Below are 23926 nucleotides of genomic sequence, written 5' to 3' on the forward strand. Positions count from 1 at the left end.
CCGATCAACTTATCCGAGTTGCCCGAACCGTCGGGTGGCTCACCGGACTAGCGCGGGGCCAGGGTTGCGAACAAGGCGTCGAGTGCGGCTGGGTAAGCGCGATCGGACGGGGCGCCGAAGCCGATCAGCAGGCCTTGAGGGTGGTCCGCCGGGTGGTGATGAAGTTCGGTGAGGCCGCGCAGGGCCAGGCCGCGTCGGGCACATCTGGTCAGAAGCTGCTGTTCGGTGGGGCCGTCCGGAGGGAGAGTGACGAGGGCGTGCAGGCCGGCGGGGACTCCGTGCGGGGTGAGGCCGGGGACGGCGGCTACGCGGTCGAGGAGCAGTTCGCGGCGGCGGCGGTAGCGCAGGCGGGAGGCGCGGATGTGGCGGTCATAGGCGTGTGTGGTGATCAGGTCCGCCAGAACGAGTTGGCCCAGGGTCTCGGTGTACAGGTCGGCTTCCTGTTTGGCCCGCGCCATCGGTTGAACCAGGTGGGGCGGTAGGACCATCCAGGCCAGTCGGACGGCGGGGCCGAGGGTCTTGGACACGGTGCCGCAGTAGACGACCTGGTCGGGAGCGATGCCCTGGAGAGCGCCGACAGGCTGGCGGTCGTAGCGGTATTCGCCGTCGTAGTCGTCCTCGACGATCAGGCCGCCCGTACGGCGCGCCCATGCGCGCAGGGCCCGGCGGCGGCCGGGATGCAGCGGAACGCCGGTCGGGTACTGGTGCGAGGGGGTGAGGAACACAGCTCCCGTGCGCTGCGTCAGCGCTTCCACACGAGCGCCGCGGGCGTCGACGGGCAGGGCGAGGACAGTGAGCCCGGCACGCCGGACGACTTCCCGGAAGAGGTTGTGTCCCGGGTCCTCCAGGGCCGCGACCCCGGTGCCGCCCGCGACCAGCACGTTGCTGAGCAGACCCAGGCCCTGGTAGTAGCCGGACGTGATCACGATGCGGTCGGGCGTGGTGACAACGCCGCGAGTGCGGCCCAGGTAGTCGGCGAGCGCGTTGCGCAGCTCGATCCGGCCTTGCGCCTCTCCCGCGCCGAAGACCTCGGGGCGAGCGCCGGTGAGTACGCGGCGGGTGGAGGCGAGCCAGGCTCGGGCAGGGAAGGCGCTGATGTCGGGCAGTCCCGGGCGAAGGTCGTGGAGCGGAGTCGCCGGCGCGTTTGCGGCACATGCGGGGGCCGGGGCGGTTTGCGCCACCTCGGCCACGACGGTGCCCGATCCCGGTCGCGTCGACAGGTGGCCCTCCGCTACCAGTTGGTCGTAGGCGGCGCTGACGGTGCCGCGGGAGAAGCCGAGTTCCTGAGCCAGCCCGCGGGTGGACGGCAGGAGGGTCCCGGCGGGCAGGCGCCCTTGGCGAATCGCCGTACGGAGCGCGGACTCCAGGCCGGAGCGCCGCCCACCTGTGGTGTCGAGGTCGATGTGCAGGTCGAGCCGGGAACTGGACCAGTCATTTGACATGCAACTGGATCTTATTTCTGATCCGGTGGCCCTCTACGTTCGAGATCACTTGAGCCTGGACCGACTTGTCCACGACGAAGGGACCACGACAATGACCGTGATCGCTCACCTCAGTGACATCCACATCGACGGCGGACAGCGCAGCGTCGAGCGCACCCGGGCCGTCATGGACTATCTCGAAGACCTCCCGCACGACCTCGACGCCGTGCTGGTCACCGGAGACATCGCCGACCACGGCCTGCCGTCCGAGTACGAGCAGGCCCGCGCTCTGCTGAAGTCCCGGCATCCCGTGCTGATATGCCCCGGCAACCACGACGATCGCGCCGCGTTCCGCCAGATCCTGCTCGGCCGGCCGAAGCCGGCGACGGCACCGGCGACGGCGACGACGACGACGCCGGTCAACCAGGTGCTCCGCGGCGACGGGTTCGTCATCGCGCTGTGCGACTCGTCGGTTCCGGGCAAGGGCGAGGGCTTCATCGAGGACGAGACGCTGGGGTGGCTGGACCATGTGCTCGTCCTGACTCCGGTCGAGGTGCCCGTGCTGGTCGGCTTCCACCATCCACCGGTCCCCCTGCACACCCCTTACGTCGATGGCATCCGCCAGTTCGGCGAGGAGCGGCTTGCCGCGCTCGCGGACCGTCACCCCCATCTCGCCGCGTTCCTGTGCGGGCATGCCCACACGCCCGCGGCGACCACCTTCGCCGGGCGGCCGCTCCTGGTGGCTCCCGGCGTCGTCTCCACGCTCCGGCTGCCCTGGGAGCACCCTGCCCACCCGGAGGGCCATGTCCATCTCGACCAGCCACCCGCCCTCGCCTTTCACGTCCTGGATGACGACGGGCGGCTGACTACGCATTACCGGTACGTCGGCAACCGGTCATGAAGTCCGCCCCGGGGCGGCCGGTCCACCCCGGGGCGTACCGCACGCTTACGGCTTGGGGAGGGTGCAGCCGGAGCGGGTCAGGTCGATCTTGTTTCCGATGCCTATGCAGGCGACGAAGCCGTACGTCTGCTGGCCGTAGTTGATGCCCTTGCGCACGGTCACGTTGCCGCTCTCGTCGACCTCGCACGGGTTGTTGTCCGTGCAGCGAGCGCCGTCCTCGTTACCGGTGTTGTTCACGGCCACGACCTTGCCGGTGACCGTGTCGATCACGGGCGAGCCCGAAGTGCCGCCGATGGTCTTGCACGCGGAGGTGTAGCGGACGGAGTCCTTCCAGGTCCACGCGCCCTCCTTCAGGCGGTAGGCGAAGCCGTCGATGTTGCAGCTGTAGATCCGCTTCCAGTAGCCGGAGACGACCTTGATGGCCGTGCCCTGCACGGGGTGCGTGGCGCTGAGCTCCAGGGCCTTGATGCCGTAGTTGGTCTGTATCTGGGCGTAGGTGCTGGTGAGTTCGTACAGCGAGGCATCGGTGTCGGTCATCGTCGCGTACGCGATCTTGCTCGCCCGGAGCGTCGCGACCTTGGCGCCCGTGGAGTTGAGCAGGCTGAACGTACGGGTGGACGGCTTGTCGACTATGACCTGGCCCGGGGCCGGGAAGCCGGTCTCCAGGCAGTGGCCGTTGGACAGGACGAGGGCCGGATCGCCCGGCTGCGAGTCGGGCGTACGCACAACAGAGCCGGAACAGTTGCTGAGCGCCACCGTTCCGGCGAAGTCGACTGCTTTGACGGCCGGTTGGACCGGCCGTTGGCTGTCGCGAGTCTCCGCGGCCGCCGGCGCCGCTGCCGCTCCGAAGAGCAGCAGGGCGAAGAGCGCGCCGACGAGAGGCTTCTTCATGTGGGGGGTCCCCTCTTGAACGACATGGGTGACCGAAGCTGGACCACCTCGGTTTTGTCATGTGCATTGTTGGGGGATTCCACGCACCGAACAAGAGCGCGATCAGGACCCGGTCATGTGCGCCGCGCCGCCTGCCGTCCGCCCACGTCCGCCGAGCGGCCGTGCAGCACCACCAGTGCCGTCACCGCCGCCGCCAGCAGCGCCACGGCGACCAGCGCCGGGATCAGGGCGACCGCGGCGCCCGCCAGGAGGCAGCCCAGGCCGCCCGCGATCAGGGTGACCGGCCGCCGGCCGCCGGTGCGCAGCAGGATCGCCGCGGCCCCGAGCAGGAATACGCCGACGCCGCCGGTCAGCGCCCAGGCCGCCACCCCGTGCAGGGGCTCGGCGAGGGCGTAGTGCTTGGTGTCGGCGACCTGGTGGAGGGCCTTCTTCATGCCCAGCGCGGCCAGTACCACTCCGGCCACGAGCGGCAGGTGCAGGAACGTGTAGACATCGCGGGCCAGGCGGGTGCGGGCATCACCCTCCAACGGGGCCAGCCGGTGCTCCGCGGCCTCGCTGACCTGCCGGAAGTACAGACGCCACAACCCGGCGACGACCAGCAGGCCGGCGACGGCGGCGGTCAGCACCACGGCGGTGACGGGGTAGCCGGACACCCCTACGCCGATCGCGACGATCGACTCCCCGAGGGCGATGATCACGATCAGGCCGTGCCGCTCGGCGAAATGCCCCGGCGAGGTGACGCGCCAGCCCGACGCCCCGGTGACATAGATGCCGACGTAGTCGATCACCACCGCGCCGAGCCACACCAGTAGCTGCGTGACGCCCGTGAGAGCGCTGCCTATCAGCAGCAGCACGAACGGCGGCCCCACCGACAGCAGCGCGGTCCGGCGCAGGGTGGCGCGCAGTGCCAGGTCGTCGGGGTGTGCGATCCGGTACGAGACGAGGTGCAGCAGCCGGACCATGCCGTAGCAGAGTACGAACACCAGCGGCCCGGGCAAGCCGCCGGGCCGGTCGGAGAAGACCTCCGGGACGGTGAGCGAGACCACCAGCACCACCGCCATCACGGCGACCAGCACGGCGAACAGCGCTCCGGAGTCGGCCCGGACCACATTGCCCAGCCAGGCGAAGCAGCACCAGCACCACCACAGGAGAGCGAGCACGATCATTCCGCCGAGCACCCGCTGCGCAGTCGCGTCGGCGGCCATCAGTGCGGTGACCTGCGTGATCGCGTACACGAACACCAAATCGAAGAAGAGCTCGGCAGGCGTCACCCTGTGCCCGTCCTCCGCGGCGATCATCCGGGAACGTTCACTGCCTGTGGCCACGCGCTCTCCTCAAGAGTCCGGCTGGATGTCAACTGCGGGGCCATGGCTGCCGCTTGGTCGAAAATCGGACCATGCGCCGCGCGCAATACTTATCCGCCGACCGGCCGCCGGTCCAGCGGTTGCGGCGTCGCATGCGTACGCCGCACCGGAAGGACCGACCCCCACGTGGCCAAAAACACCAAGCGTCTTCCGTTATGCGCCCGTAAGGTTGCCGTCATGCAGGTGATCCAGTCGACGAAGCTCGCAAACGTCTGTTACGAAATCCGCGGCCCCGTGCTCGAGGAGGCGATGCGGCTCGAAGCGGCGGGTCACCGCATCCTCAAGCTCAACACCGGCAACCCGGCGGCGTTCGGTTTCGAGTGCCCGCCCGAGATCCTGGAGGACATCCTCCGTAATCTCGCGGGCGCGCACGGCTACGGCGACGCCAAGGGCCTGCTGGCGGCGCGCCGCGCGGTCATGCAGCACTACCAGACCAAGGGCATCGAGCTCGATGTAGAGGACATCTACCTCGGCAACGGCGTCTCCGAGCTGATCCAGATGTCGATGCAGGCGCTGCTCGACGACGGCGACGAGGTGCTGGTCCCCGCGCCGGACTACCCGCTGTGGACCGCCTCCGTCTCCCTCGCCGGCGGCACGGCCGTGCACTACCGCTGCGACGAGCAGGCCGACTGGATGCCGGACCTCGCCGACATCGAGCGCAAGATCACCGACCGCACCAAGGCCATCGTCATCATCAACCCGAACAATCCGACGGGTGCGGTGTACGACGACGAGATGCTGCGCGGCCTGACCGAGATCGCCCGCCGCCACAACCTGATCGTCTGCTCCGACGAGATCTACGACCGGATCCTGTACGACGGCGCCACGCACACCCCGACCGCCGCCATCGCGCCCGACCTGCTCACCCTCACCTTCAACGGCCTCTCGAAGAACTACCGCGTCGCCGGTTACCGCAGCGGCTGGCTGGCGGTCTGCGGCCCGAAGGCGCACGCCTCCTCGTACATCGAGGGGCTCACGATCCTCGCCAACATGCGCCTGTGCGCCAATATGCCGTCGCAGCACGCGGTGGCGACGGCGCTCGGCGGACGGCAGTCGATCGAGGACCTGGTGCTGCCGGGCGGCCGGATACTGGAGCAGCGGAACACGGCGTACGACCTGCTGACCCAGATCCCGGGCATCACCTGCGTGAAGCCGAAGGGCGCGCTGTACCTCTTCCCGCGTCTCGACCCCAAGGTCTACAAGATCAAGGACGACCGGGAGATGGTCCTCGACCTGCTGCGCGCCGAGAAGATCATGGTCGTGCAGGGTACGGGCTTCAACTGGCCCGAGCCCGATCACTTCCGCATCGTGACGCTCCCGGCGGCGGAGGAGCTGGCGGACGCGGTGACGCGGATCGGGACCTTCCTGGACGGATACGGGCAGCCGTAGGCGACAGCCCGCGCCGCCGCGACTCGACTCAACTTTAGACAGAATCTAATGTAGGCTGGTCTCCTGACCCTGGCAGGAGGCCATCCCCATGTACGAGCCGATCCGCAACAAGTCGGTCCACCGCATGGCCGTCGACCGGGCCGACTTCCCGCACCGTTCCCGCGAGGAAGAGCTGAACATCCAGCTCGCCGGACACCTGGCGGCGCTCCTCGCGGTCACCGACGAGCTCGGCCTCGCCGCGGCGGCCGACCGCATCGCCACCCAGATCGCCCGGCTGCGCGGCGCCCCGCCGGCCAGGCACGCCGGTCTCAGCCATGCGGCCCCGATGACCTTGCACCGCCGCGCCCACGAGCTCGCGGGCCGCGCGCTGGTCGTCGCCGCCTCGCGCGCCGACACGGCGGTCGCGATCCTCGCCGCCGAGCGCATGGACGCACACGCGGCCGCGCTCGAAGAACTCCGCCTCGTCGGAGCCCACTGACGGCCCCGGCCCGCGTGCCCCCGGGGCGCACGGGCCGGGTGCCACTTTATGGTTGACGGTCCGTCATTCCGGTTGCGTACTGGGATGGTACGTACACCGTCCGTTCACCCAACTCCGCCTGGAATGTGGAGTTCCGCGAGCACGCTGCACCCGTGAGACGAATCCTCGGAATCGTCCTGGCAGTCCTGCTGATCGGCGGAGTAGCAGCAGCCGTCGTCGCGGGCAGGGAAAGCCAGGGCAAGGGCACGGCAACGAAGACCGTGCGTGGCGTGATCGGATCGGAGAAGGCGGAGTTCTTCGCCGATCCCAAAGTGGAGAAGGCCCTCGCTGCCAAGGGCTACACCGTGAAGACGGAGACGTCGGGCTCCTGGGCGATGGAAGAACTCCCGCTCAGGGGTTATGACTTCGCCTTCCCCGGCAGCAAGGCACCGGCCGACGAACTGCGCCGCAAGTCGTCCGTAACGGGCGGCCCGCTGCGGCCCTTCTACTCGCCGCTCGTCGTCGTCGCCCACAGCGGCGCCGCGCGCGTCCTGGCGGACAACGGCCTCGCCCGGCTGACCGGCAAGCACACCGGGACGCTGCTGATGGACCCGTACCTCGACGCCGCGAAGCGCGATCGGACGTGGCAGCAGCTCAAGGGGGCGTCCCGGCACAGCAAGCTGACCGGCACGCTCTTCGTCAGCAGCACCGACCCGGTGGCGTCGAACTCCGGCGCGCTCTACCTCGCGGCGGCCTCGTACGTCGCCGAGGGCGGAAAGGTGGCGGCGGACCAGGCGGCCGTGGACCGTACGGCGCCGCTGCTGAAGAAGCTGATCTCCCTGCAGGGAGCACAGCAGACCAGCAGCGACGCACCCTTCAGGGACTTCATCAGCGGTGTCGGCAATCCGCTGGTGCTCGTGTACGAGTCACAGGTGGCCTCGCTGCTCCTGCAAGGCCAGGACGTGGGTGACGACCTGGTCGTCCTCTACCCGGACACGACCGTCTCCAGCGACCACACGCTCGTACCGCTGACCCAGCAGGGACGCGCGGTCGGGGAACTGCTCGCCACCGACAAGCGGCTGCGCGAGCTGGCCGTACGGCACGGCTTTCGCCCGCAGGGCGCGCCGGCGGAGTTCACCGCCGCGACCGGCGCCCACACCGCCTACCTCAACCGGAAGCTGACCGGAGTCCGGCAGGCGCCCGCGCCCACCTCGAAGTGGCTGCACGCGATGGCGACCCGGGCCGCCGGACAGGAACAGGGGACCCCATGACCGGATCCGCGGAAACGCCACTCGTCCTTACGCCGCCCGAGCCCGTCGCCGCAGTCCGCAAGGAACAGGCCGCCGGTCTGGTCCCGGTCGACGACTCCGTACGGGAGGAAATGGCCCGCCGGGCCGCCGAATACGTCGGTACGCTCGCCCAACTCGACGCCCGCTCCCCCGAATTCGCCACCCGCATCGGCGAGATCGCCGGCCTCGGCTCGGGCGAGATCCGGGGCGCGGCCCAGCAGTCCAACCGGATGCTGGACCGGACGGTACGGGCGCTGTCGACCGGGGGCGGCGAGGACGCGCAGTCGCGCGTCGGCGCGTCACTCGTCGAACTCCGCCGTACGGTCGAGGACCTGGACCCGCGCGACACGCCGGGTCGCGGTGCGCGCCGGCTGCTCGCGAAGCTGCCCGGCGGGAACCGGCTGCGCGCCCACGTCGCGAAGTACGCCTCCGCGCAGGGCACCCTGAACAAGATCGTCGGCTCGCTGCGCGGCGGCCAGGACGAACTGCGCCGCGACAACGCGGCACTGCACACGGAGCGCACGCGCCTGTGGGAGACCATGGGCAAGCTCCAGGAGTACGCCGTCCTGACGGAGGCCCTCGACGCGGCCATCGAGCAGCGCCTCACGGCCGTCGAGGCGAGCGACCCGGCGCAGGCGGACGCGCTGCGGGCGGACGTCCTGTTCCCGGTGCGCCAGAAGCACCAGGATCTGTTGACGCAGCTGGCGGTGTGCGCTCAGGGGTACCTCGCGATGGACGTCGTACGCCGAAACAATGAGGAACTCATCAAGGGCGTCGACCGGGCCGCGACAACGACGGTGACGGCGCTGCGGATCGCGGTCATGCTGGCATCTGCCCTCGAAAACCAGCGCAAGGTGACGGAGCAGGTCAACGCGCTGCGGGGTACCACGGAGGAGCTGATCCGCGGCAACGCGGAGATGCTCGCCACCCAGAGCGGCGAGATCCAGCGCATCGCGGCGGTGGGCGCGGAGACGCTGCGCGCGGCGTTCCAGTCGATCTACCGGACGCTGGACGCGATCGATACGTACAAGGTCCGGGCGACGGAGTCGATGGCGGCGACGGTGGAGTCGCTGGCGGGGGAGCTGGCGCTGGCGAGCGGCTATTTGCAGCGAACGCGGACGGCGGCGGCGCTGGAGGGGGACGGTCTGCTGTGAGGCACCTCTGGATGTTCCCCCGGACGCCCTCCGGGCGTGTCCTCAAGCGCCGGACGGGCGTGATTCGGCCGCACTTTCAGCCCCTCCGGCGTTTGAGGAGCGGGGTCTGGGGCGGAGCCCCCACACGGCGGGGCCGTAAATGTCACAGCCGGGAAGGGGCGGGCAGGGGAAAGGCCCCGCAGGGCGCCACCGCCCTGGCCCTCGCGGTGCTGCTCCTCGGGAGCGCCGCTTGCAGCGGTGGCGACCAGGCCCCGGAGCAGGGGCCCCAGAAGTACCAAAAGGGCACCGTACGCATCCTCGCCTCCAGCGAACTCGCCGACATGGCGCCCGTACTGGAAGCCGCCCGCAAAGCCACCGGCATCACCGTCACCCCCACCTGGGCCGGCACCCGCGACGCCGTGGAACAGGTCGCATCCGGCAAGGCGGACGGCGCGTACGACGCCGTCTGGCTGGCCTCCAACGACTACCTCCGCCTGCGCCCCGGCGCCGCCCGCAAGATCACCTCCGAGACCTCGGTCATGACGTCCCCCGTGGCGATCGGCGTCAAGGAGGACACGGTCCGCCGGCTCGGCTGGGGGAAGCCGCAGGACGTGACCTGGGCCCAGGTCCACCGAGCAGTGGCCGACGGGAAACTGACGTACGGCATGACCGACCCCACCCGCTCCAACTCCGGCTTCGCCGCTCTGATTTCCGTCGCATCGGCCCTGTCCGGCGCCCAGTCCGCCCTCACCGACGCCGACGTACGCACCGCCTCGCCCAAGCTCAAGGAGTTCTTCGCGGGACAGCAGCTCACCTCGGGGTCCTCCGGCTGGCTCGCGTCGGCGTACACCCGGCGCGGCACCGTCGACGCGCTGATCAACTACGAGTCCGTACTGCACTCCATGAACCGCGACAGCGGCAGCCGTAGCGGACTCACCGTGATCCGCCCCAAAGACGGCGTCGTCACCGCCGACTACCCGCTGACCCTCCTCACCTCCGCCCCCGCCGGCGCCCGCGACGACGTACGGGCCCTGACCGAATACCTCCGCGGACCGGACGCCCAGCGCGCGCTGACCGAGCGCACCTTCCGCCGGCCCGTCGTCACCTCGGTACGCCCCGCCTCACCCCTCGCAACCGACGCGCGCCGCGAACTGCCCTTCCCCGGCAGCCGGTCCGTCGCCGACGGGCTCCTCTCCTCGTACGAGAACGAGCTGCGCCGCCCGTCGCGCACGGTGTACGTACTCGACACGTCGGGGTCGATGAAGGGTGAGCGCCTCGACCGGCTGAAGGACGCACTCGCCGAGCTGACGGGGGACTTCCGGGACCGGGAGGAGGTCACGCTGATGCCGTTCGGGTCGGACGTGAAGCAGGTCCGTACGCACACCGTCGATCCGGCCGATCCACGCTCCGGCCTCGACGCCATCCGCGCCGACGCCAAGTCACTGTCCGCGTCCGGCGACACGGCGATCTACAGCAGTCTGCGAGAGGCGTACGAGCACCTCGGCGAGCGTAAGGGCGACGACGCGTTCACCTCCGTCGTGCTGATGACCGACGGCGAGAACACCGCCGGCGACGACGCCTCCGACTTCGACGCCTTCTACGCCGGCCTGCCGAAGGACCGGGACTCCACTCCCGTCTTCCCCATCGTGTTCGGCGACTCGGACCGCTCCGAGCTGGAGCACATCGCCGAACTCACCGGCGGGCGGCTCTTCGACGCGACGAAGGATTCACTGGACGGGGCATTCGAGGAGATCCGTGGCTACCAATAAAGCCCTGAGGTACCTGGAGTCCCGCAAGAACCTCACCGGCAGCGCATGCGGCATCGTCGGCCTTGCCCTCACCTTCACCGGGCTCGCGGGCGCGTACTGGCCGGTCGTCGTCGCGGGCCTGTACGGCGCGGGCGCGCTCATCGCCCCGCCCGAACGGCCCGCCGCCCCGGACTTCCCCGACCCGGCCGAGCAACTCGACGTACTGCGCGCCGACTTCACGACCCTGCGGGACTACCTGAAGTCGGTCGATCTGCCCCCGGCGGCCGCCGGCCGCCTCACCGAACTGTCCGAGTTGCTGGCGGCCCTGCTCGCCCAGGACGACTGGACCACGGATCCGGAGGCGTTCCACACGCTGTCGCGGGCCGTGCGCCAGGACATCCCGGAGTCGGTGGACACGTACGCCCGTACGCGCTGGTGGACGCGGCTCGCACCCGGCACCGAGCCGCCGGAGCGGCACCTGGAGCGGCAGCTGTCCCTCCTCCACACGGAGGCCGAAGCACTGGCGGCGGCCCTCCGCGAATCGGAGGCCCGCCGCCAGCAGTCGCACACCCACTACTTGGAGGGCAGAAACAGCCCCTGAGGGAAAAGACCAGCCCCCGAAGCCGTGAGGGGGCTTCGGGGGCTGTGCCGCGGCGGGCCGGTGACCCCACAGGTCAGGGCGGATGTCAGGAAGGCCCGGCCGCGGAGATCAGCGGAGCTCGATCAGCCCAGGCGCTCGACGAGTGCGCGGTACTCGTCCCACAGCTCCTTCGGCGTGTGGTCGCCGAAGGTGTTGAGGTGCTCGGGGACCAGGGCGGCCTCCTCGCGCCAGACCTCCTTGTCGACCGTGAGCAGGAAGTCCAGCTCCTCCTCGGAGAGGTCCAGGCCCTCGGTGTCCAGGGAGCCCTTGGCCGGCAGGATGCCGATGGGGGTCTCGACACCCTCGGCCTTGCCCTCAAGACGCTCGACGATCCACTTCAGGACGCGGCTGTTCTCGCCGAAGCCCGGCCACACGAACTTGCCCGCGTCGTTCTTGCGGAACCAGTTGACGTAGTAGATCGTCGGGAGCTTGGACTGGTCCTTGTCGGCACCCACCTTGACCCAGTGGCCCATGTAGTCGCCCATGTTGTAGCCGCAGAACGGCAGCATGGCGAACGGGTCGCGGCGCAGCTCGCCGACCTTGCCCTCGGCGGCGGCGGTCTTCTCGGAGGCGACGTTCGCGCCGAGGAAGACGCCGTGCTGCCAGTTGAAGGACTCGGTCACCAGCGGAACGGCAGTGGCGCGGCGGCCGCCGAAGAGGATCGCGGAGATCGGTACGCCCTTGGGGTCCTCCCACTCGGGCGCGATGATCGGGCACTGCCCGGCCGGGACGGTGAAGCGGGCGTTGGGGTGGGCTGCGGGGGTGCCGGACTCGGGGGTCCAGTCGTTGCCCTTCCAGTCCGTGAGGTGCGCGGGCGCCTCCTCGGTCATGCCCTCCCACCACACGTCGCCGTCGTCCGTGAGCGCGACGTTCGTGAAGACGGAGTTGCCCCACATGGTCTTCATGGCGTTGGCGTTGGTGTGCTCACCGGTGCCGGGCGCGACACCGAAGAAGCCGGCCTCGGGGTTGATCGCGTACAGCTGGCCGTCCTCGCCGAACCGCATCCAGGCGATGTCGTCGCCGATGGTCTCGACGGTCCAGCCGGAGATCGTGGGCTCCAGCATGGCGAGGTTGGTCTTGCCGCAGGCGGACGGGAAGGCGGCGGCGACGTACTTCGATGCGCCCTTCGGCGGGGTGAGCTTGAGGATCAGCATGTGCTCGGCCAGCCAGCCCTCGTCGCGCGCCATGACGGACGCGATGCGCAGGGCGTAGCACTTCTTGCCGAGCAGGGCGTTGCCGCCGTAACCCGAGCCGTAGGACCAGATCTCGCGGTCCTCGGGGAAGTGCGAGATGTACTTCGTGGAGTTGCACGGCCACGGGACATCGGCCTCGCCCTCGGCGAGCGGTGCGCCGAGGGTGTGGACGGCCTTGACGAAGAAGCCGTCGGTGCCGAGTTCGTCGAGGACGGCCTGGCCCATCCGGGTCATGGTGCGCATCGAGACGGCGACGTACGCCGAGTCGGTGATCTCGACGCCGATGGCGGAGAGCGGCGAGCCGACCGGGCCCATGCAGAACGGGACGACGTACATGGTGCGGCCACGCATCGACCCGCGGAAGACACTCTTCTCACCCGCGAAGATCTCTCGCATCTCGGCGGGAGCCTTCCAGTGGTTCGTCGGGCCCGCGTCCTCTTCCTTCTCGGAGCAGATGAAGGTGCGGTCCTCCACGCGGGCGACGTCGCTGGGGTCGGAGGCGGCGTAGTAGGAGTTCGGGCGCTTGACGGGGTCCAGCTTCTTGAACGTGCCCTTGGCGACGAGTTCATCAGCCAGCCGCTGGTACTCGGCCTCCGAGCCGTCGCACCAGACGACCTGGTCCGGCTCGGTGAGGGCTGCGATCTCGTCGACCCAGGAGATCAGCTCCTGGTGGTTCGTCGGAAGGGTGGTGGGAGCCGCGTTGTCGCGCGCCACGATTGCTCCTAAGTGAGGGTGTTTGTAGATGTATGCCCCGTGGGGGCTGCGACCCGGATGCTTTACGGCATTGAATCCTTGGCGCTCATCCGGTGCCGACCGCACTCATCTGATCATCCGCGCCGCGCGCCCATATGTCCAGGGGGCCCCTCACGTGAGCATCACCACTCATTTCACCCCTACCTGGTCGTAACCTACGGTGGCGTAGGTAGGATATTCCGCATGACCTTCGCCGAGTCCGATCAGCTGCCGAACCCAGACGGCCCCGGCAAGGGGGCCGTCGAGATCGAGCTCCCGAGCCCGGTCAAACCGAAACTGCGCGGCTGGCTGCACGCCGGAATGTTTCCGGCCGTGGTCGTCGCCGGCCTGGTGCTCATCACCCTCGCCGACTCCACCCGCGCCCGGGTGGCCTGCGGCATCTACATCCTGACGGCGTGCCTGCTCTTCGGCATCAGCGCGATCTACCACCGCGGCACGTGGGGTCCGCGCGGCGAAGCCATCCTGCGCAGACTCGACCACGCCAACATCTTCCTGATCATCGCGGGCACCTACACCCCTCTCACCGTGCTCCTGCTGCCCGCCTCCACCGGCCGCACGCTGCTGTGGGCGGTATGGGCGGCGGCACTGGCGGGGATCGCCTTCCGGGTGTTCTGGGTCGGCGCCCCGCGCTGGCTGTACACCCCCTGCTACATCGCGATGGGCTGGGCGGCGGTCTTCTTCCTCCCCGACTTCATGCGGGCGGGCGGCATCGCCGTACTGGTCCTGGTGATCGTCGGCGGGCTGCTCTACAGCGCCGGCGGCGTGATCTACGGCCTCAAGCGCCCCAACCCGTCACCGCGGTGGTTCGGGTTCCACGAGGTGTTCCACTCGCTGACGCTGGCCGCCTTCATCGCGCACTACGTCGGTATTTCCCTGGTGGCGTACTCGGCCTGACCGCCCGCTCCCCTTCCCGCAGTGGCCGTGGCTTCGAAGCCACGGCCACTTGTCGTGCCGTGCCACGACCGGCCGATGCCCGACAATGGCGGGCATGGCCGCCGACATTCCACATCCACTCGCCGACGCCGCACCGCCCCGCCGCCCGGGCCTGCGCGAGCGCAAGAAGCTCAAGACACGGAACGCGATCCGCACGGCGACCTACCGGCTGATCGCCGAGCAGGGGTACGAAGCCACCACCGTCGAGCAGATCGCCGAGGCCGCCGAGGTCTCGCCGTCGACCGTCTTCCGTTACTTCCCGGCCAAGGAAGACATCGTCATCACCGACGAGTACGACGCGCTGATGGAATCGGCTCTGCGCGCCCGCCCGGCCGACGAGCCGCTCGTCGAGTCCCTGCGGACCGTGGTGACCCAGGCCCTGCGGCACTCCCTCACCCATGAGCCCGAGGAGATGCTGCTGCGTTCGAAGCTGCTGACCGAAGTACCCGCCGTACGCGCCCGCATGATGGAGAGCATGTCCGTGACCGGCCGCATGCTGTGCGAGGCCGTGGCCGAGCGGACGGGGCGCGGCGCGGACGAACTGGAAGTGCGGGTCGTCTCAATGAGCTTCGTCGCCGCGCTGGTGGAAACCACCGTGTACTGGGCGGAGCACGGCAGACAGGACGACCTGGTCGCCCTCGTCGACCGCACCCTGGACACCCTCAACGACGGCTTCCGGCTGTGACGCCATGACCGCGGACAAGCCGGTGGCCCGGACCACCTGAGGTCCGGGCCACCGGGGTCTGTCAGGACCGGCGCTCGCGGAAGTCTCCCTTCCCGCAGGCCTTGCCGTCCTTGTTACGGTCCAGGCGGTGCCGGTCGCGCCGCACGTCCAGCACGCCGTACCCCTTGGACTTCAGCCACTCGCACCGGTCGGCCGCCGGCACCTTCTTCGGGAACTTCCACGGCACGCAGGTGCTGACCTTGCCGTACGCGTGGTCGCAGCCGTCGTACCCCTCGGGCATCTTTACGCTCTTGCTCTTGCCGTTGCCCTTGCCCTGGTGGCCGGGCGGGTGCGGGGCCGCCAGTTCATCGGCGTAACTCTGCACGCGCTCCGCCGCGACCTGCCCCTGCGGGCCGATCCGCACCCACTTCGACACCGACGGCACGCCCTTCGCGTCGACGACCGACAGCATGTACCAGCCGGGCGGCGCCAGATTGGGGTTGCTGGTGAGGGAGAGGTCGATGGTGTTTCCGTCGACCGTCATCGGCAGGTCTACGAGGCGCTGGTTCGGATCGGACGAGTGGGTGACGGCAGCCGGGCGGATCAGGGACGCCTTCACCACGGGCTTGTCGACCGTGATGCGCTGCGCCGAGCCGTACGCCCAGTTCTGCGAAGCCACCGAAGTGATCTTCGGGCGGGCGCCCTTGAAGAAGTACGGCGGCTTGTAGATGGACACGCGCTGCTCGAACGACCCGTCACCCGGGTTGTCGCCGACGCTCAGCACCCGGCCGTCGGGCAGCAGCGTGGATGAGGAGTGGTACGTACGCGGCACCGGATCGGCGGCGAGGCCCGGCTCGAACTTGTTCGTCGCAGGGTCGTACATCGACGCCTCGAAGACCGGGTCCTCGCGGTACGTGTGCAGCGCGCCGCCCGTCTCCAGGACCTTGCCGTCCGGCAGGATCACCGCGGACAGGTAGACCTTGCCCTCGGCGCCCTTCTGGAAGGTGCCGTCCTTGTACTTGCCCTGCGGCAGGTCGGGCCCGGCGACGTACTCCGGCGAAGCGGCCTTCATGTCGATCAGGTCGACCAGGCGGTGCGCGTCCGGCGAGACGGTGTGATTGCCGCCGCCGGCCGTGAGTACCTTCTGGTCCTGGGCGGGTGGCAGCAGCAGCGACGCGGACTGGTCGCGCTCGTCCTTCTTCCTCAGCCCGGGTACGTCGGTGATGGTGCCCTTCTCGTAGTCGTAGACGGATGCCCCGGTGCCGGGCAGGCCGATCCCGAAGGTGTGACTGCCGCTGTAGAACAGGCGGCCGTCCTGGAGCAGGATCATCGCCGGGTACAGGCCCCAGAACGACCAGGCCTGCTTGGCCTCGCCCATCGGGAGCCACTTGTTCTGGGCGAAACTGAAGTGCTCGTTGACGACCGTCCCGGCGGCGTCCTCGCCGAGCCCGCCGAGCGAGACGACGTCACCGTTGCCCATCGCGGTCGCGGACGGGTACCAGTGCCCCGCGAGCATGTCGTTGACCTTGACGTACTTGTTGAGCTTGGGTTCGAAGACGTAACTGGTCTTCAGCCCCTTGTAGCCGACCGTCCCGTCCGCCGACGCGTAGTCCTTGTTTCCGCCGACCACCAGCACACGCCCGTCCGGGAGCTGGACGTGTCCGGCGCAGAAGAAGTCCTCGGGCGTCGGGATGTCCGTGTACTTGCCGGTCACCGGGTCGAAGACGGACGACTTGAAGGTACCGGCGGCGAATGCGTCACGGTCGTTCCCCGATCCGGCGATCAGCAGCACCTTGCCCGTGTGCAGAAGTACGGAGTGGATGGCGCGCACCGGCGAAGGCGCGGTCTGCACGGTCCACTCGCCCTTGCACTCCGGGCCCTTGCCCTCGCAGGGGTCGACGGGCGGCTCGGGCACGACGGTCGCGTCGGTCATCGCGTAGTCGTCGGTGGTGAGCGAGCCGACGCCGTAGAGGGCCGCGCCCCAGGTGATCTGATCGGTGTTCGCGGGAACGACGGGTGTGCGTACCTCGGTACGGGCGTACGTCCCGCTCTGCGGCAGGGTGTTGAGGTCGGCCCAGAAGACCCAGCCCGCGGTCTTGTCGTGCCGGAAGAGCGTCATGGCCACGTCGGGCGACGTCGACTTGTACCAGAGGGACAGGTCGTACTGATGGCCCTCGGTGACCTTGGGCGCGCACTCGTTCTCCAGCATCATCGCCTTGCGGTCGCCGTCGGTGCGGCGGGTGAGGTCGATGCGCAGGGCACGGGCTCCGGCGTGTGCGTCGTCCGTAACCGTGTAGGTGAAGTCGTTGTCGCCCCACCCGGACTTCTCGAAGCACTCGGGGAACTCGCCCTGTGCGTCGAGCGTTTCGAGACCGGGATTGGATATCAGGTTGGGTGCGGCGCTGGCGGGCGTGGCGTCGAGCGGCGCGAGCCCGAAGCCTGCGGCGAGCAGCGCGAACGCGGTGAGGAACAGGCGCGTCCTGCCGCGCCGGGGTCTTGTCGTATCTCGTCTGTACGGGGTCATCCCTCCCCCTTCTGGAGCCTCTTGGACCCGTCGACCTGGAGAATGTCGATCCGGCCGTCCCCCTCGCCGAAGCTGGCGACCGGCTCGCTGTGTGTGAACAGGTCGCGCAACGTGGGCAGATTGTGCTGTTCACCGCGCAGTGCGGGCGTGGACACGACGTAGTCGATGTCCTTCCAGCCGCGCGGCAGCGTCTTGGCGACCGCGGGGTCCTGGTCGAGCTTGTAGTGCCAGATGGCACCGGTGCCCGGCCGGTATCCGGCCTCGACGGCGTCCAGCCACAGCACGCCGTCGGTGACGACGCGTGTACGTTCGCGGTCCGCGACCGGCGCCTCGCGCAGCCACCGGGCGGCCGCGTGGTAGACGCCGTTGTCGTCGCCGAGCACGGTGTCGCGGTCCTCGCGGTACCAGTGCGGGGCCACGAATACGGCGGCGACGGCCAGGAGGGCGGTGACCGCCGCCGGGCGCAGCGCGCGGTGGCGGGACGGGACCAGGGCGATCACCGCGCACCCCAGCCCGGTCACGGTGAGCGCGAGGAACGGCAGCAGCTGGGCGACGTACATCTGCGGCAGGTAGCCGCCGGGGCGCAGCGCGACCAGCGCCAGCACGAGGACGGCGAGGGCGACGGGCCGCAGGCGGCGTACGGCGAGGCCGATCACCGCGGCCGCGCAGCCGGCGGCCAGCAGATAGGGGTCGCGCGAGAACCAGTCCAGGATCAGGGTATTGGCGTCGGTGCCGTCCTCGAAGACGGAGCCGCTGCCTTCGCGACCGCCGAGCTGGAACTTGAGTGTGCCGATGAGCGAGACGTGGCCGGCGCCCGGCACGAGCTCGCCCTTGAGCGTCGCGTACAGCGGATAGAAGAGGCCGGTGAGGACGAGCCCCGAGCCGAAGCCCGCGAAGGAGAACTTCCGCGTCCTGGGGTGGCTGCCGTGCCACAGTGTCACCAGGACGACGGGCAGCAGGACCGCGATCGTCTCCTTGGAGAGGATCGCGAGGGCGAAGGCGCTGCCCGCGCCGATGTGGTGCCACAGATGCCGGCGCGGGGAGAGGGCGAGCGCGAAGGCGGCCAGCGCCCAGACGACGGCGAAGTTGTCGAGGTATATCTGCCGGTGCAGGGTCACGGCGAGCGGCGAGAGCCCGTACAGCAGCATGGCGAACGCGGCGGCGGGGCGGCCGAGGCCGATGCGGCGGCCCACGACGAAGACGAGTGCGGCGCCGGCGGCGACGACGGGCAGCATGGCGATGCGGCCCTGGACGAACGTCGGCAGCTCGGGGAAGAGCCAGGCGGGCAGCCAGGAGAGGCCCGCGAGCTGTATCCAGCCGAACGGCGGATGGTCGTACCAGTAGGTGTAGTGGGCGAGGTCGCCGTTCTGCACCGCCCACGCCTGGGCGAGATAAGTGCCCTCGTCGTCATTGGGGAACGGGAAATTGCCAATGTTCCACGCACGCACCGAAACGATCAGAATCAATAGCGGGGCCACCCAGATGAAATCTCTGAGAAACGTCGGCCTGTCCGGTGATTCCGGGGCTTTACGAGATGTGGACGCGGCGTGACGAGGTCGTAATTCCGGACTCTTCTGATCGTTCTGCGTACCGGCGCGCAGCACAGCATTGCTCATGCAGATCCCCCCACCCTGAAGACCCCCCTGGCCTGCAGCTCCCGGAATCCGACCCCCCGGACCCGGGCATGCCGCAGCAGCATGGCACACACCGGGCACGCCACATAAGAAGAATCTGACATTCCGCTTGTGGCGGCGGTGTGTTGTGGATGCGTCGTTGCCGCACAAAACAATGACCTGCTAGCTTCCCGGACGGGGAGAGAAAAACGGAACGGAACACCAAGGAAGACCTAGGGGGGAATTCATGGTCTCCGCTGTCCTTTTATTGGACTCACTCATACTCATGGCCACCGCCGGCGTCACGCTCTGGTGGATGGTCCACGCCTGGCGCACGCCCGAGACGCTGGAAGCGACCGCCTTCGCCGAACCCGACGGACACCACGGCGTGTCCTTCTCGCTGCTCGTGCCGGCCCGGCACGAGGAGACCGTGCTGCGGCACACGGTCGAGAACATGCTGAAGATCGACCATCCCGCCTTCGAGATCGTGCTGATCGTCGGCCACGACGACCCGGGCACCGCGGCCATCGCGCACCAACTGGCCGCCGAACACCCGCACATGATCCAGACGGTCGTGGACCACCACGAGGCCAAGAACAAGCCGCGCGCCCTCAACACCGCGCTGCCGTACGCGCGCGGGGACGTGATCGGCGTATTCGACGCGGAGGACATCGTCCACCCCGAGCTGCTCAGCCACGTCGACTTCGCCTTCCGCCGCGACGACGCGGACGTCGTGCAGGGCGGCGTACAGCTCGTCAACTTCGACACCAGCTGGTACAGCCTGCGCAATTGCCTGGAGTACTTCTTCTGGTTCCGCAGCCGCCTGCACCTGCACGCCCGCAAGGGCTTCATCCCGCTCGGCGGCAACACCGTCTTCGTCCGGGCCGCGCTGCTGCGCGAGACCGGCGGCTGGGACGGCGACTGCCTCGCCGAGGACTGCGACCTGGGCGTACGCCTCTCGTCGGGCGGCGCCAAGGTCGTCGTGGCGTACCACGCCGCGCTCGTCACCCGCGAGGAAACACCCGACACACTCATCGCGCTCTACAAGCAGCGCACCCGCTGGAACCAGGGCTTCCTGCAGGTCCTGCGCAAGGGCGAGTGGCGAAGGCTTCCCGGCTGGCGCCAGCGCCTCCTCGCCCGCTACACCCTGTCCACGCCCTTCCTCCAGGCCGCCACCGGCATCATGATCCCGCTGGGCCTGCTGCTGGCCTGGGTCGGCGGCGTGTCCCTGCCCATCGCGCTCGTCGCCTGGCTGCCGATGGTCCCGATGGCCGCGATGATGGTTTTCGAGGCCGTCGCACTGCACGACTTCGGCCGCGAGTACGGCTTCCGGATAGGCCCCTGGCAGTACGTGAAGCTGACGATCGGAGGCCCGGTGTACGCCGTCGTACTCGCCGCGGCCGCGCTGCGCGCCGTCTGGCGCGAATACACCGGGCGCAGGGACTGGGAACTGACCTCCCACATAGGCGCTCACCTGGAGCCCCAGCAGGAGGCAAGGTGACGGCGGAACGGCTGAAGCTGAGCGCGCTGGACGTTTCCATCGTCGTACCCACCTTCAATGAGGCGGACAACATCCGGGAGTTGCTGCACCGGATCAGTGCGGCGGTCGCCTCGGCCGGCCTCACCGCTGAGGTGATCTTCGCCGACGACTCGACGGACCACACCTGCGAGGTCATCGAGGAGGCGGCCGGCTCAAGCCCGCTCCCCGTCGTCCTGCACCACAGGGCCGTGGCGACGGGTGGCCTCGGCGGCGCGGTCGTCGAGGGCATCGCCCGCTCCACCGCCCCCTGGATCGTCGTCATCGACGCCGACCTCCAGCACCCGCCGGAGCTCGTGCCCGAGCTGGTCGCACGCGGCAGGTCGACGGGCGCGGAGCTCGTCGTCGCCAGCCGGTACGCGGCGGGCGGCAGCCGGTCCGGGCTCGCGGGCGGCTACCGGATGCTGGTGTCCGGCGCGTCCACGATCGTCACGAAGTCCCTCTTCCCGCGGGCGCTGCGCGGCCTGAGCGACCCGATGAGCGGCTTCTTCGCGATCCGCCGGGAGGCGGTGGGCCGGGCAGCCACCGGGGAGGACGGTCTCCAGCCACTCGGCTACAAGATCCTTCTGGAGCTGACGGTACGGTGCCGGCCGGCCGGGATCGCCGAAGTCCCGTACTCCTTCGGAGAACGTCACGCGGGCGAGTCGAAGTCGACGGTGAGGGAGGGCATGCGCTTCCTGCGCCACCTGGTGACGCTGCGTACGTCGGATCCCCGGGCGCGGGTGGCGGTCTTCGGCCTGATCGGCCTGTCCGGGTTCGTGCCGAACCTGGCGCTGCTGTGGCTGCTCAACGGGCCGGGGGGCATGCACTACGCCCCCGCCGAGATCATCGCCAACCAGGCCGGGCTCCTCTGGAACTTCGTCCTGGTCGACTCGCTCCTGTACCGCCTGCGACGCGGCCACCACCGGAGATCGGTACGTCTGCTCACCTTCGCGGCGGTGGGCAACGCGGACCTCATCGCCCGGCTGCCGCTGGCCGCGCTGATCATGGCCTGGGGCGGTCTTGCCCCTGTCCCGGCGACGGCGATCAGCATGGTGGTGGTCTTCGCGGGCCGCTTCCTGCTGGTGGACCGCTGGCTCTACCGCCGGACACGGGGCCGCCGGAACCTGGTTCCGGCCCCGGTCCCGGCCCCGGTGCCGGCAGAGACCCCGCTCCCGGACCCGACGGGCGGCTGAGGCGCGGCGGCCGTCTCAAACGCTGGACGGGCTGGATAGTGCCCGGCAGAGGCTGAGTTTTGCGGCCCTGGCCGCAAAACTCAGCCCGTCCGGCGTTTGAGGACACGCCCGCAGGGCGTCTGTGTTGTCTGGGGGCTGGGGGCTTGCCCCAGCTTCGGGAAGGGGCGGGTAGGGGAAGGCCCCGCGCAGCGGGCGGCGGCGGGGGCAGCCGGGGCCGACCCCGCCCAGGCCAGGGGCTAGTGGTGGCCGGACCCACCGAGCCGTTCCCGCAGAACCAGCGGTTCCAGCGTCGGCGCATCGCACACGAAGTGCCGGCACACATACGCCCCCGCCCCCCGATCCGCCAGCAGCGGAAACTCCTCACTCCCCACCTCGCCCACCGCGACCACCGCCCCCGGCGCCCCGCTCAGCAGCGCCACCCGGTGCAGTTCCTTCGTCAGCGGATCGTCGGCCGGGCCCACCACCGCCACCTCGCGCGGCCCGTCCAGCGCCGCCTCGGCGACCGCGAGACCCCACCCGATGAAACGCGGCGCACGCGGCCCGAGCGCCTTCACGACACCCAACGCCCCCTCCGCCGCACTCCGGTGCGGCTCCGACCCCGTGTGCGCGGCGTACGAAAGCAACGCACCCGCCGCAGCCGTCCATCCCGAAGGCGTCGCGTTGTCCGTCGGGTCCTGGGGCCGCCGGATCAACTTCTCGGCGTCGTGAGCCGTGTCGTACAGCGTCCCGCCCTCGCCCACGAACTGGTCGAGCACGATGTCCAGCAGGAACCCCGAGAACTCCAGCCACACGCCTTCGCCCGTCACCGCCGCCAGCGCGAGGAATCCTTCCGCCACATTGGCGTAGTCCTCCAGCACGCCCGCGTTCGCCCCGGCCTTCCCGTCCTTTGACGTACGAGCGAGCCGCGCCCCTTCGTCCATGTGCACCCGCACCAGCAGATCGGCGGCCCCGGTCGCCTGCTCCACAAGGTCCGGCCGGTCGAAGTACGCCCCGGTCTCGGCCAGCGCGGCGATCGCGAGCCCGTTCCAGGCGGCCACGATCTTGTCGTCCCGCCCCGGCCGCTCCCGCCCACCGCGCGCGGCGAGCAGCCGGGCCCGGACATCGGCGACCCGCGCCGCGTCAGCCACGCCCTCGCCCACCGGGAGCTGAAGAACGGACGCCCCTTCCTCGAACGTCCCCTCCTCCGTCACACCGAAAAGCCCGGCGGCGAATTCCGCGTCCTGCTCCCCGAGCACCTCACGGAGCTGCTCCGGCGTCCATACGTAGTACGCGCCCTCGACATGCCTGCCGGTGCCGTCGTCACTGTCCGCATCGAGCGCAGACGCGAATCCGCCCTCCTGCGTACGGAGTTCGCTCACCAGGAAGTCCGCGGTCTCCAGCGCCACCCGCCGCGCCAGCTCCGATCCGGTGGCCCGCCACAGATGGGCGTACACCCGGCACAGCAGCGCATTGTCGTACAACATCTTCTCGAAGTGCGGTACGACCCATTCGCGGTCCACCGAATAGCGCGCGAACCCACCGGCGAGCTGGTCGTAAATTCCGCCGCGCGCCATCGCTTCACAGGTGTCCGAGGCCATTTGCAGGGCCCCCTCGGACCCGGTACGCGCGTAATGCCGCAGCAGGAACTCCAACACCATGGACGGCGGGAACTTCGGCGCTCCACCGAATCCGGCGCGCGTGGCGTCGTAATCGCGCGTCAACGCGAGCAGCGCCTGCGCCAGCTCTTCCTCCCCCGGCAGCTCAGGCGCCCCGTACGAGAGCGAGCGCTCACCCAGATCCCGGACGATCTTCCCGGCGACCTCGGTGACTTCCTCCCGGCGGCCGGTCCAGGCGGCGCTGACACCTTCCAGCACCTGGCGGAAGGAGGGCATGCCGTGCCGGGGCTCGGGCGGGAAGTACGTACCGAAGTAGAAGGGCGCGGCGTCGGCGGTGAGAAAGACGGTCATGGGCCAGCCGCCCTGCCCGGTGGCGGCCTGCACGGCCTCCATGTACACGGCGTCGACGTCCGGCCGCTCCTCGCGGTCGACCTTGACGTTGACGAAGTGGTCGTTCATGAAGGCCGCGGTTTGTTCATCTTCGAAACTTTCGGTTGCCAAAACATGGCACCAATGGCAACTGCTGTACCCAACACTGAGCAGAATCGGCACCCCGAGGGCCCGCGCCTCCTCGAAGGCCTCGGGCGACCACGGCCACCAGTTGACCGGGTTGTCAGCGTGCTGGAGCAGGTACGGAGACGTCTCATGAGCCAGGCGATTCGGCATACTCCCATCCTGCCTCACGGTGTCGGATCAGCCCCACAAC

18 protein-coding genes are annotated in these 23926 nt (G+C 69.6%); 11 read left to right on the forward strand and 7 right to left on the reverse strand.

The genetic code is table 11. The features are described from left to right. Positions 1-47: 47 nt before the first annotated feature. Positions 48-1442: a PLP-dependent aminotransferase family protein gene (locus tag J7E89_RS07575; protein WP_214969881.1), complete on the reverse strand. Its 1395-nt coding sequence runs from the start codon at positions 1440-1442 to the stop codon at positions 48-50. A gap of 91 nt (positions 1443-1533) precedes the next feature. Between J7E89_RS07575 and J7E89_RS07580 the strand changes: the two genes are divergently transcribed. After that, positions 1534-2322, forward strand: coding sequence for a metallophosphoesterase (locus J7E89_RS07580; protein WP_214969883.1), 789 nt, complete (start codon positions 1534-1536; stop codon positions 2320-2322). Between the two features lie 45 nt (positions 2323-2367). Here J7E89_RS07580 and J7E89_RS07585 read toward each other — a convergent pair whose 3' ends face one another. After that, on the reverse strand, positions 2368-3213 hold the full coding sequence (locus J7E89_RS07585; protein WP_214969885.1) for a serine protease: 846 nt from the start codon (positions 3211-3213) through the stop codon (positions 2368-2370). 113 nt (positions 3214-3326) lie between these two features. Beyond that, positions 3327-4538 (reverse strand): low temperature requirement protein A, encoded by a 1212-nt coding sequence (locus tag J7E89_RS07590; protein WP_308315373.1) that lies wholly within the window; start codon positions 4536-4538, stop codon positions 3327-3329. A gap of 216 nt (positions 4539-4754) precedes the next feature. Between J7E89_RS07590 and J7E89_RS07595 the strand changes: the two genes are divergently transcribed. From J7E89_RS07595 to J7E89_RS07620, 6 genes are all read left to right on the forward strand, one after another. Beyond that, positions 4755-5966, forward strand: coding sequence for a pyridoxal phosphate-dependent aminotransferase (locus J7E89_RS07595; RefSeq protein WP_214969887.1), 1212 nt, complete (start codon positions 4755-4757; stop codon positions 5964-5966). A gap of 88 nt (positions 5967-6054) precedes the next feature. Further along, on the forward strand, positions 6055-6444 hold the full coding sequence (locus J7E89_RS07600; RefSeq protein ID WP_214969889.1) for a hypothetical protein: 390 nt from the start codon (positions 6055-6057) through the stop codon (positions 6442-6444). Positions 6445-6596: 152 nt separating this feature from the next. Further along, positions 6597-7694, forward strand: coding sequence for a hypothetical protein (locus tag J7E89_RS07605; protein ID WP_374196796.1), 1098 nt, complete (start codon positions 6597-6599; stop codon positions 7692-7694). After that, positions 7691-8866 (forward strand): toxic anion resistance protein, encoded by a 1176-nt coding sequence (locus J7E89_RS07610; RefSeq protein WP_214969895.1) that lies wholly within the window; start codon positions 7691-7693, stop codon positions 8864-8866. Before J7E89_RS07605 ends, J7E89_RS07610 begins: the two co-directional genes overlap by 4 nt. Before the next feature lie 11 nt (positions 8867-8877). Next, positions 8878-10614: a VWA domain-containing protein gene (locus tag J7E89_RS07615; RefSeq protein WP_214969898.1), complete on the forward strand. Its 1737-nt coding sequence runs from the start codon at positions 8878-8880 to the stop codon at positions 10612-10614. Further along, positions 10601-11194, forward strand: a complete 594-nt coding sequence (locus J7E89_RS07620) for a hypothetical protein (RefSeq protein WP_308315374.1) — start codon at positions 10601-10603, stop codon at positions 11192-11194. Before J7E89_RS07615 ends, J7E89_RS07620 begins: the two co-directional genes overlap by 14 nt. A 122-nt stretch (positions 11195-11316) precedes the next feature. On the opposite strand, the gene J7E89_RS07625 is transcribed toward J7E89_RS07620, so the two are convergent. Further along, complete coding sequence (locus tag J7E89_RS07625) at positions 11317-13140, reverse strand: phosphoenolpyruvate carboxykinase (GTP) (RefSeq protein ID WP_214969902.1); 1824 nt, start codon at positions 13138-13140, stop codon at positions 11317-11319. Between the two features lie 222 nt (positions 13141-13362). Here J7E89_RS07625 and J7E89_RS07630 point away from each other — a divergent pair, with 222 nt between their 5' ends. Both J7E89_RS07630 and J7E89_RS07635 read left to right on the forward strand, forming a co-directional pair. Then, complete coding sequence (locus J7E89_RS07630; protein ID WP_214969905.1) at positions 13363-14073, forward strand: hemolysin III family protein; 711 nt, start codon at positions 13363-13365, stop codon at positions 14071-14073. A gap of 85 nt (positions 14074-14158) precedes the next feature. Continuing rightward, a complete protein-coding gene (locus tag J7E89_RS07635; RefSeq protein ID WP_374196797.1) occupies positions 14159-14797 on the forward strand; it encodes a TetR/AcrR family transcriptional regulator in 639 nt (212 codons plus the stop codon). Positions 14798-14858: 61 nt separating this feature from the next. Here the strand turns inward: J7E89_RS07635 and J7E89_RS07640 are convergent, their stop codons facing one another. Both J7E89_RS07640 and J7E89_RS07645 read right to left on the reverse strand, forming a co-directional pair. Further along, on the reverse strand, positions 14859-17300 hold the full coding sequence (locus J7E89_RS07640) for a galactose oxidase early set domain-containing protein (RefSeq protein WP_214969910.1): 2442 nt from the start codon (positions 17298-17300) through the stop codon (positions 14859-14861). Further along, on the reverse strand, positions 17297-18748 hold the full coding sequence (locus J7E89_RS07645) for a glycosyltransferase family 39 protein (protein WP_308315375.1): 1452 nt from the start codon (positions 18746-18748) through the stop codon (positions 17297-17299). The genes J7E89_RS07640 and J7E89_RS07645 overlap by 4 nt, the downstream gene beginning before the upstream one ends. 451 nt (positions 18749-19199) lie before the next feature. Here J7E89_RS07645 and J7E89_RS07650 point away from each other — a divergent pair, with 451 nt between their 5' ends. Both J7E89_RS07650 and J7E89_RS07655 read left to right on the forward strand, forming a co-directional pair. After that, a complete protein-coding gene (locus J7E89_RS07650; protein WP_251060220.1) occupies positions 19200-20414 on the forward strand; it encodes a glycosyltransferase in 1215 nt (404 codons plus the stop codon). Further along, positions 20411-21625 carry a glycosyltransferase family 2 protein gene (locus tag J7E89_RS07655; RefSeq protein WP_214969917.1) on the forward strand — a complete coding sequence of 405 codons (1215 nt, stop codon included), beginning with the start codon at positions 20411-20413 and terminating at the stop codon, positions 21623-21625. Before J7E89_RS07650 ends, J7E89_RS07655 begins: the two co-directional genes overlap by 4 nt. 236 nt (positions 21626-21861) lie before the next feature. On the opposite strand, the gene J7E89_RS07660 is transcribed toward J7E89_RS07655, so the two are convergent. Beyond that, positions 21862-23886: a thioredoxin domain-containing protein gene (locus tag J7E89_RS07660; protein ID WP_214969919.1), complete on the reverse strand. Its 2025-nt coding sequence runs from the start codon at positions 23884-23886 to the stop codon at positions 21862-21864. Between the last annotated feature and the right edge of the window lie 40 nt (positions 23887-23926).

The sequence above is a fragment of the Streptomyces sp. ISL-100 genome (assembly GCF_018614615.1).
Lineage (GTDB): Bacteria > Actinomycetota > Actinomycetes > Streptomycetales > Streptomycetaceae > Streptomyces.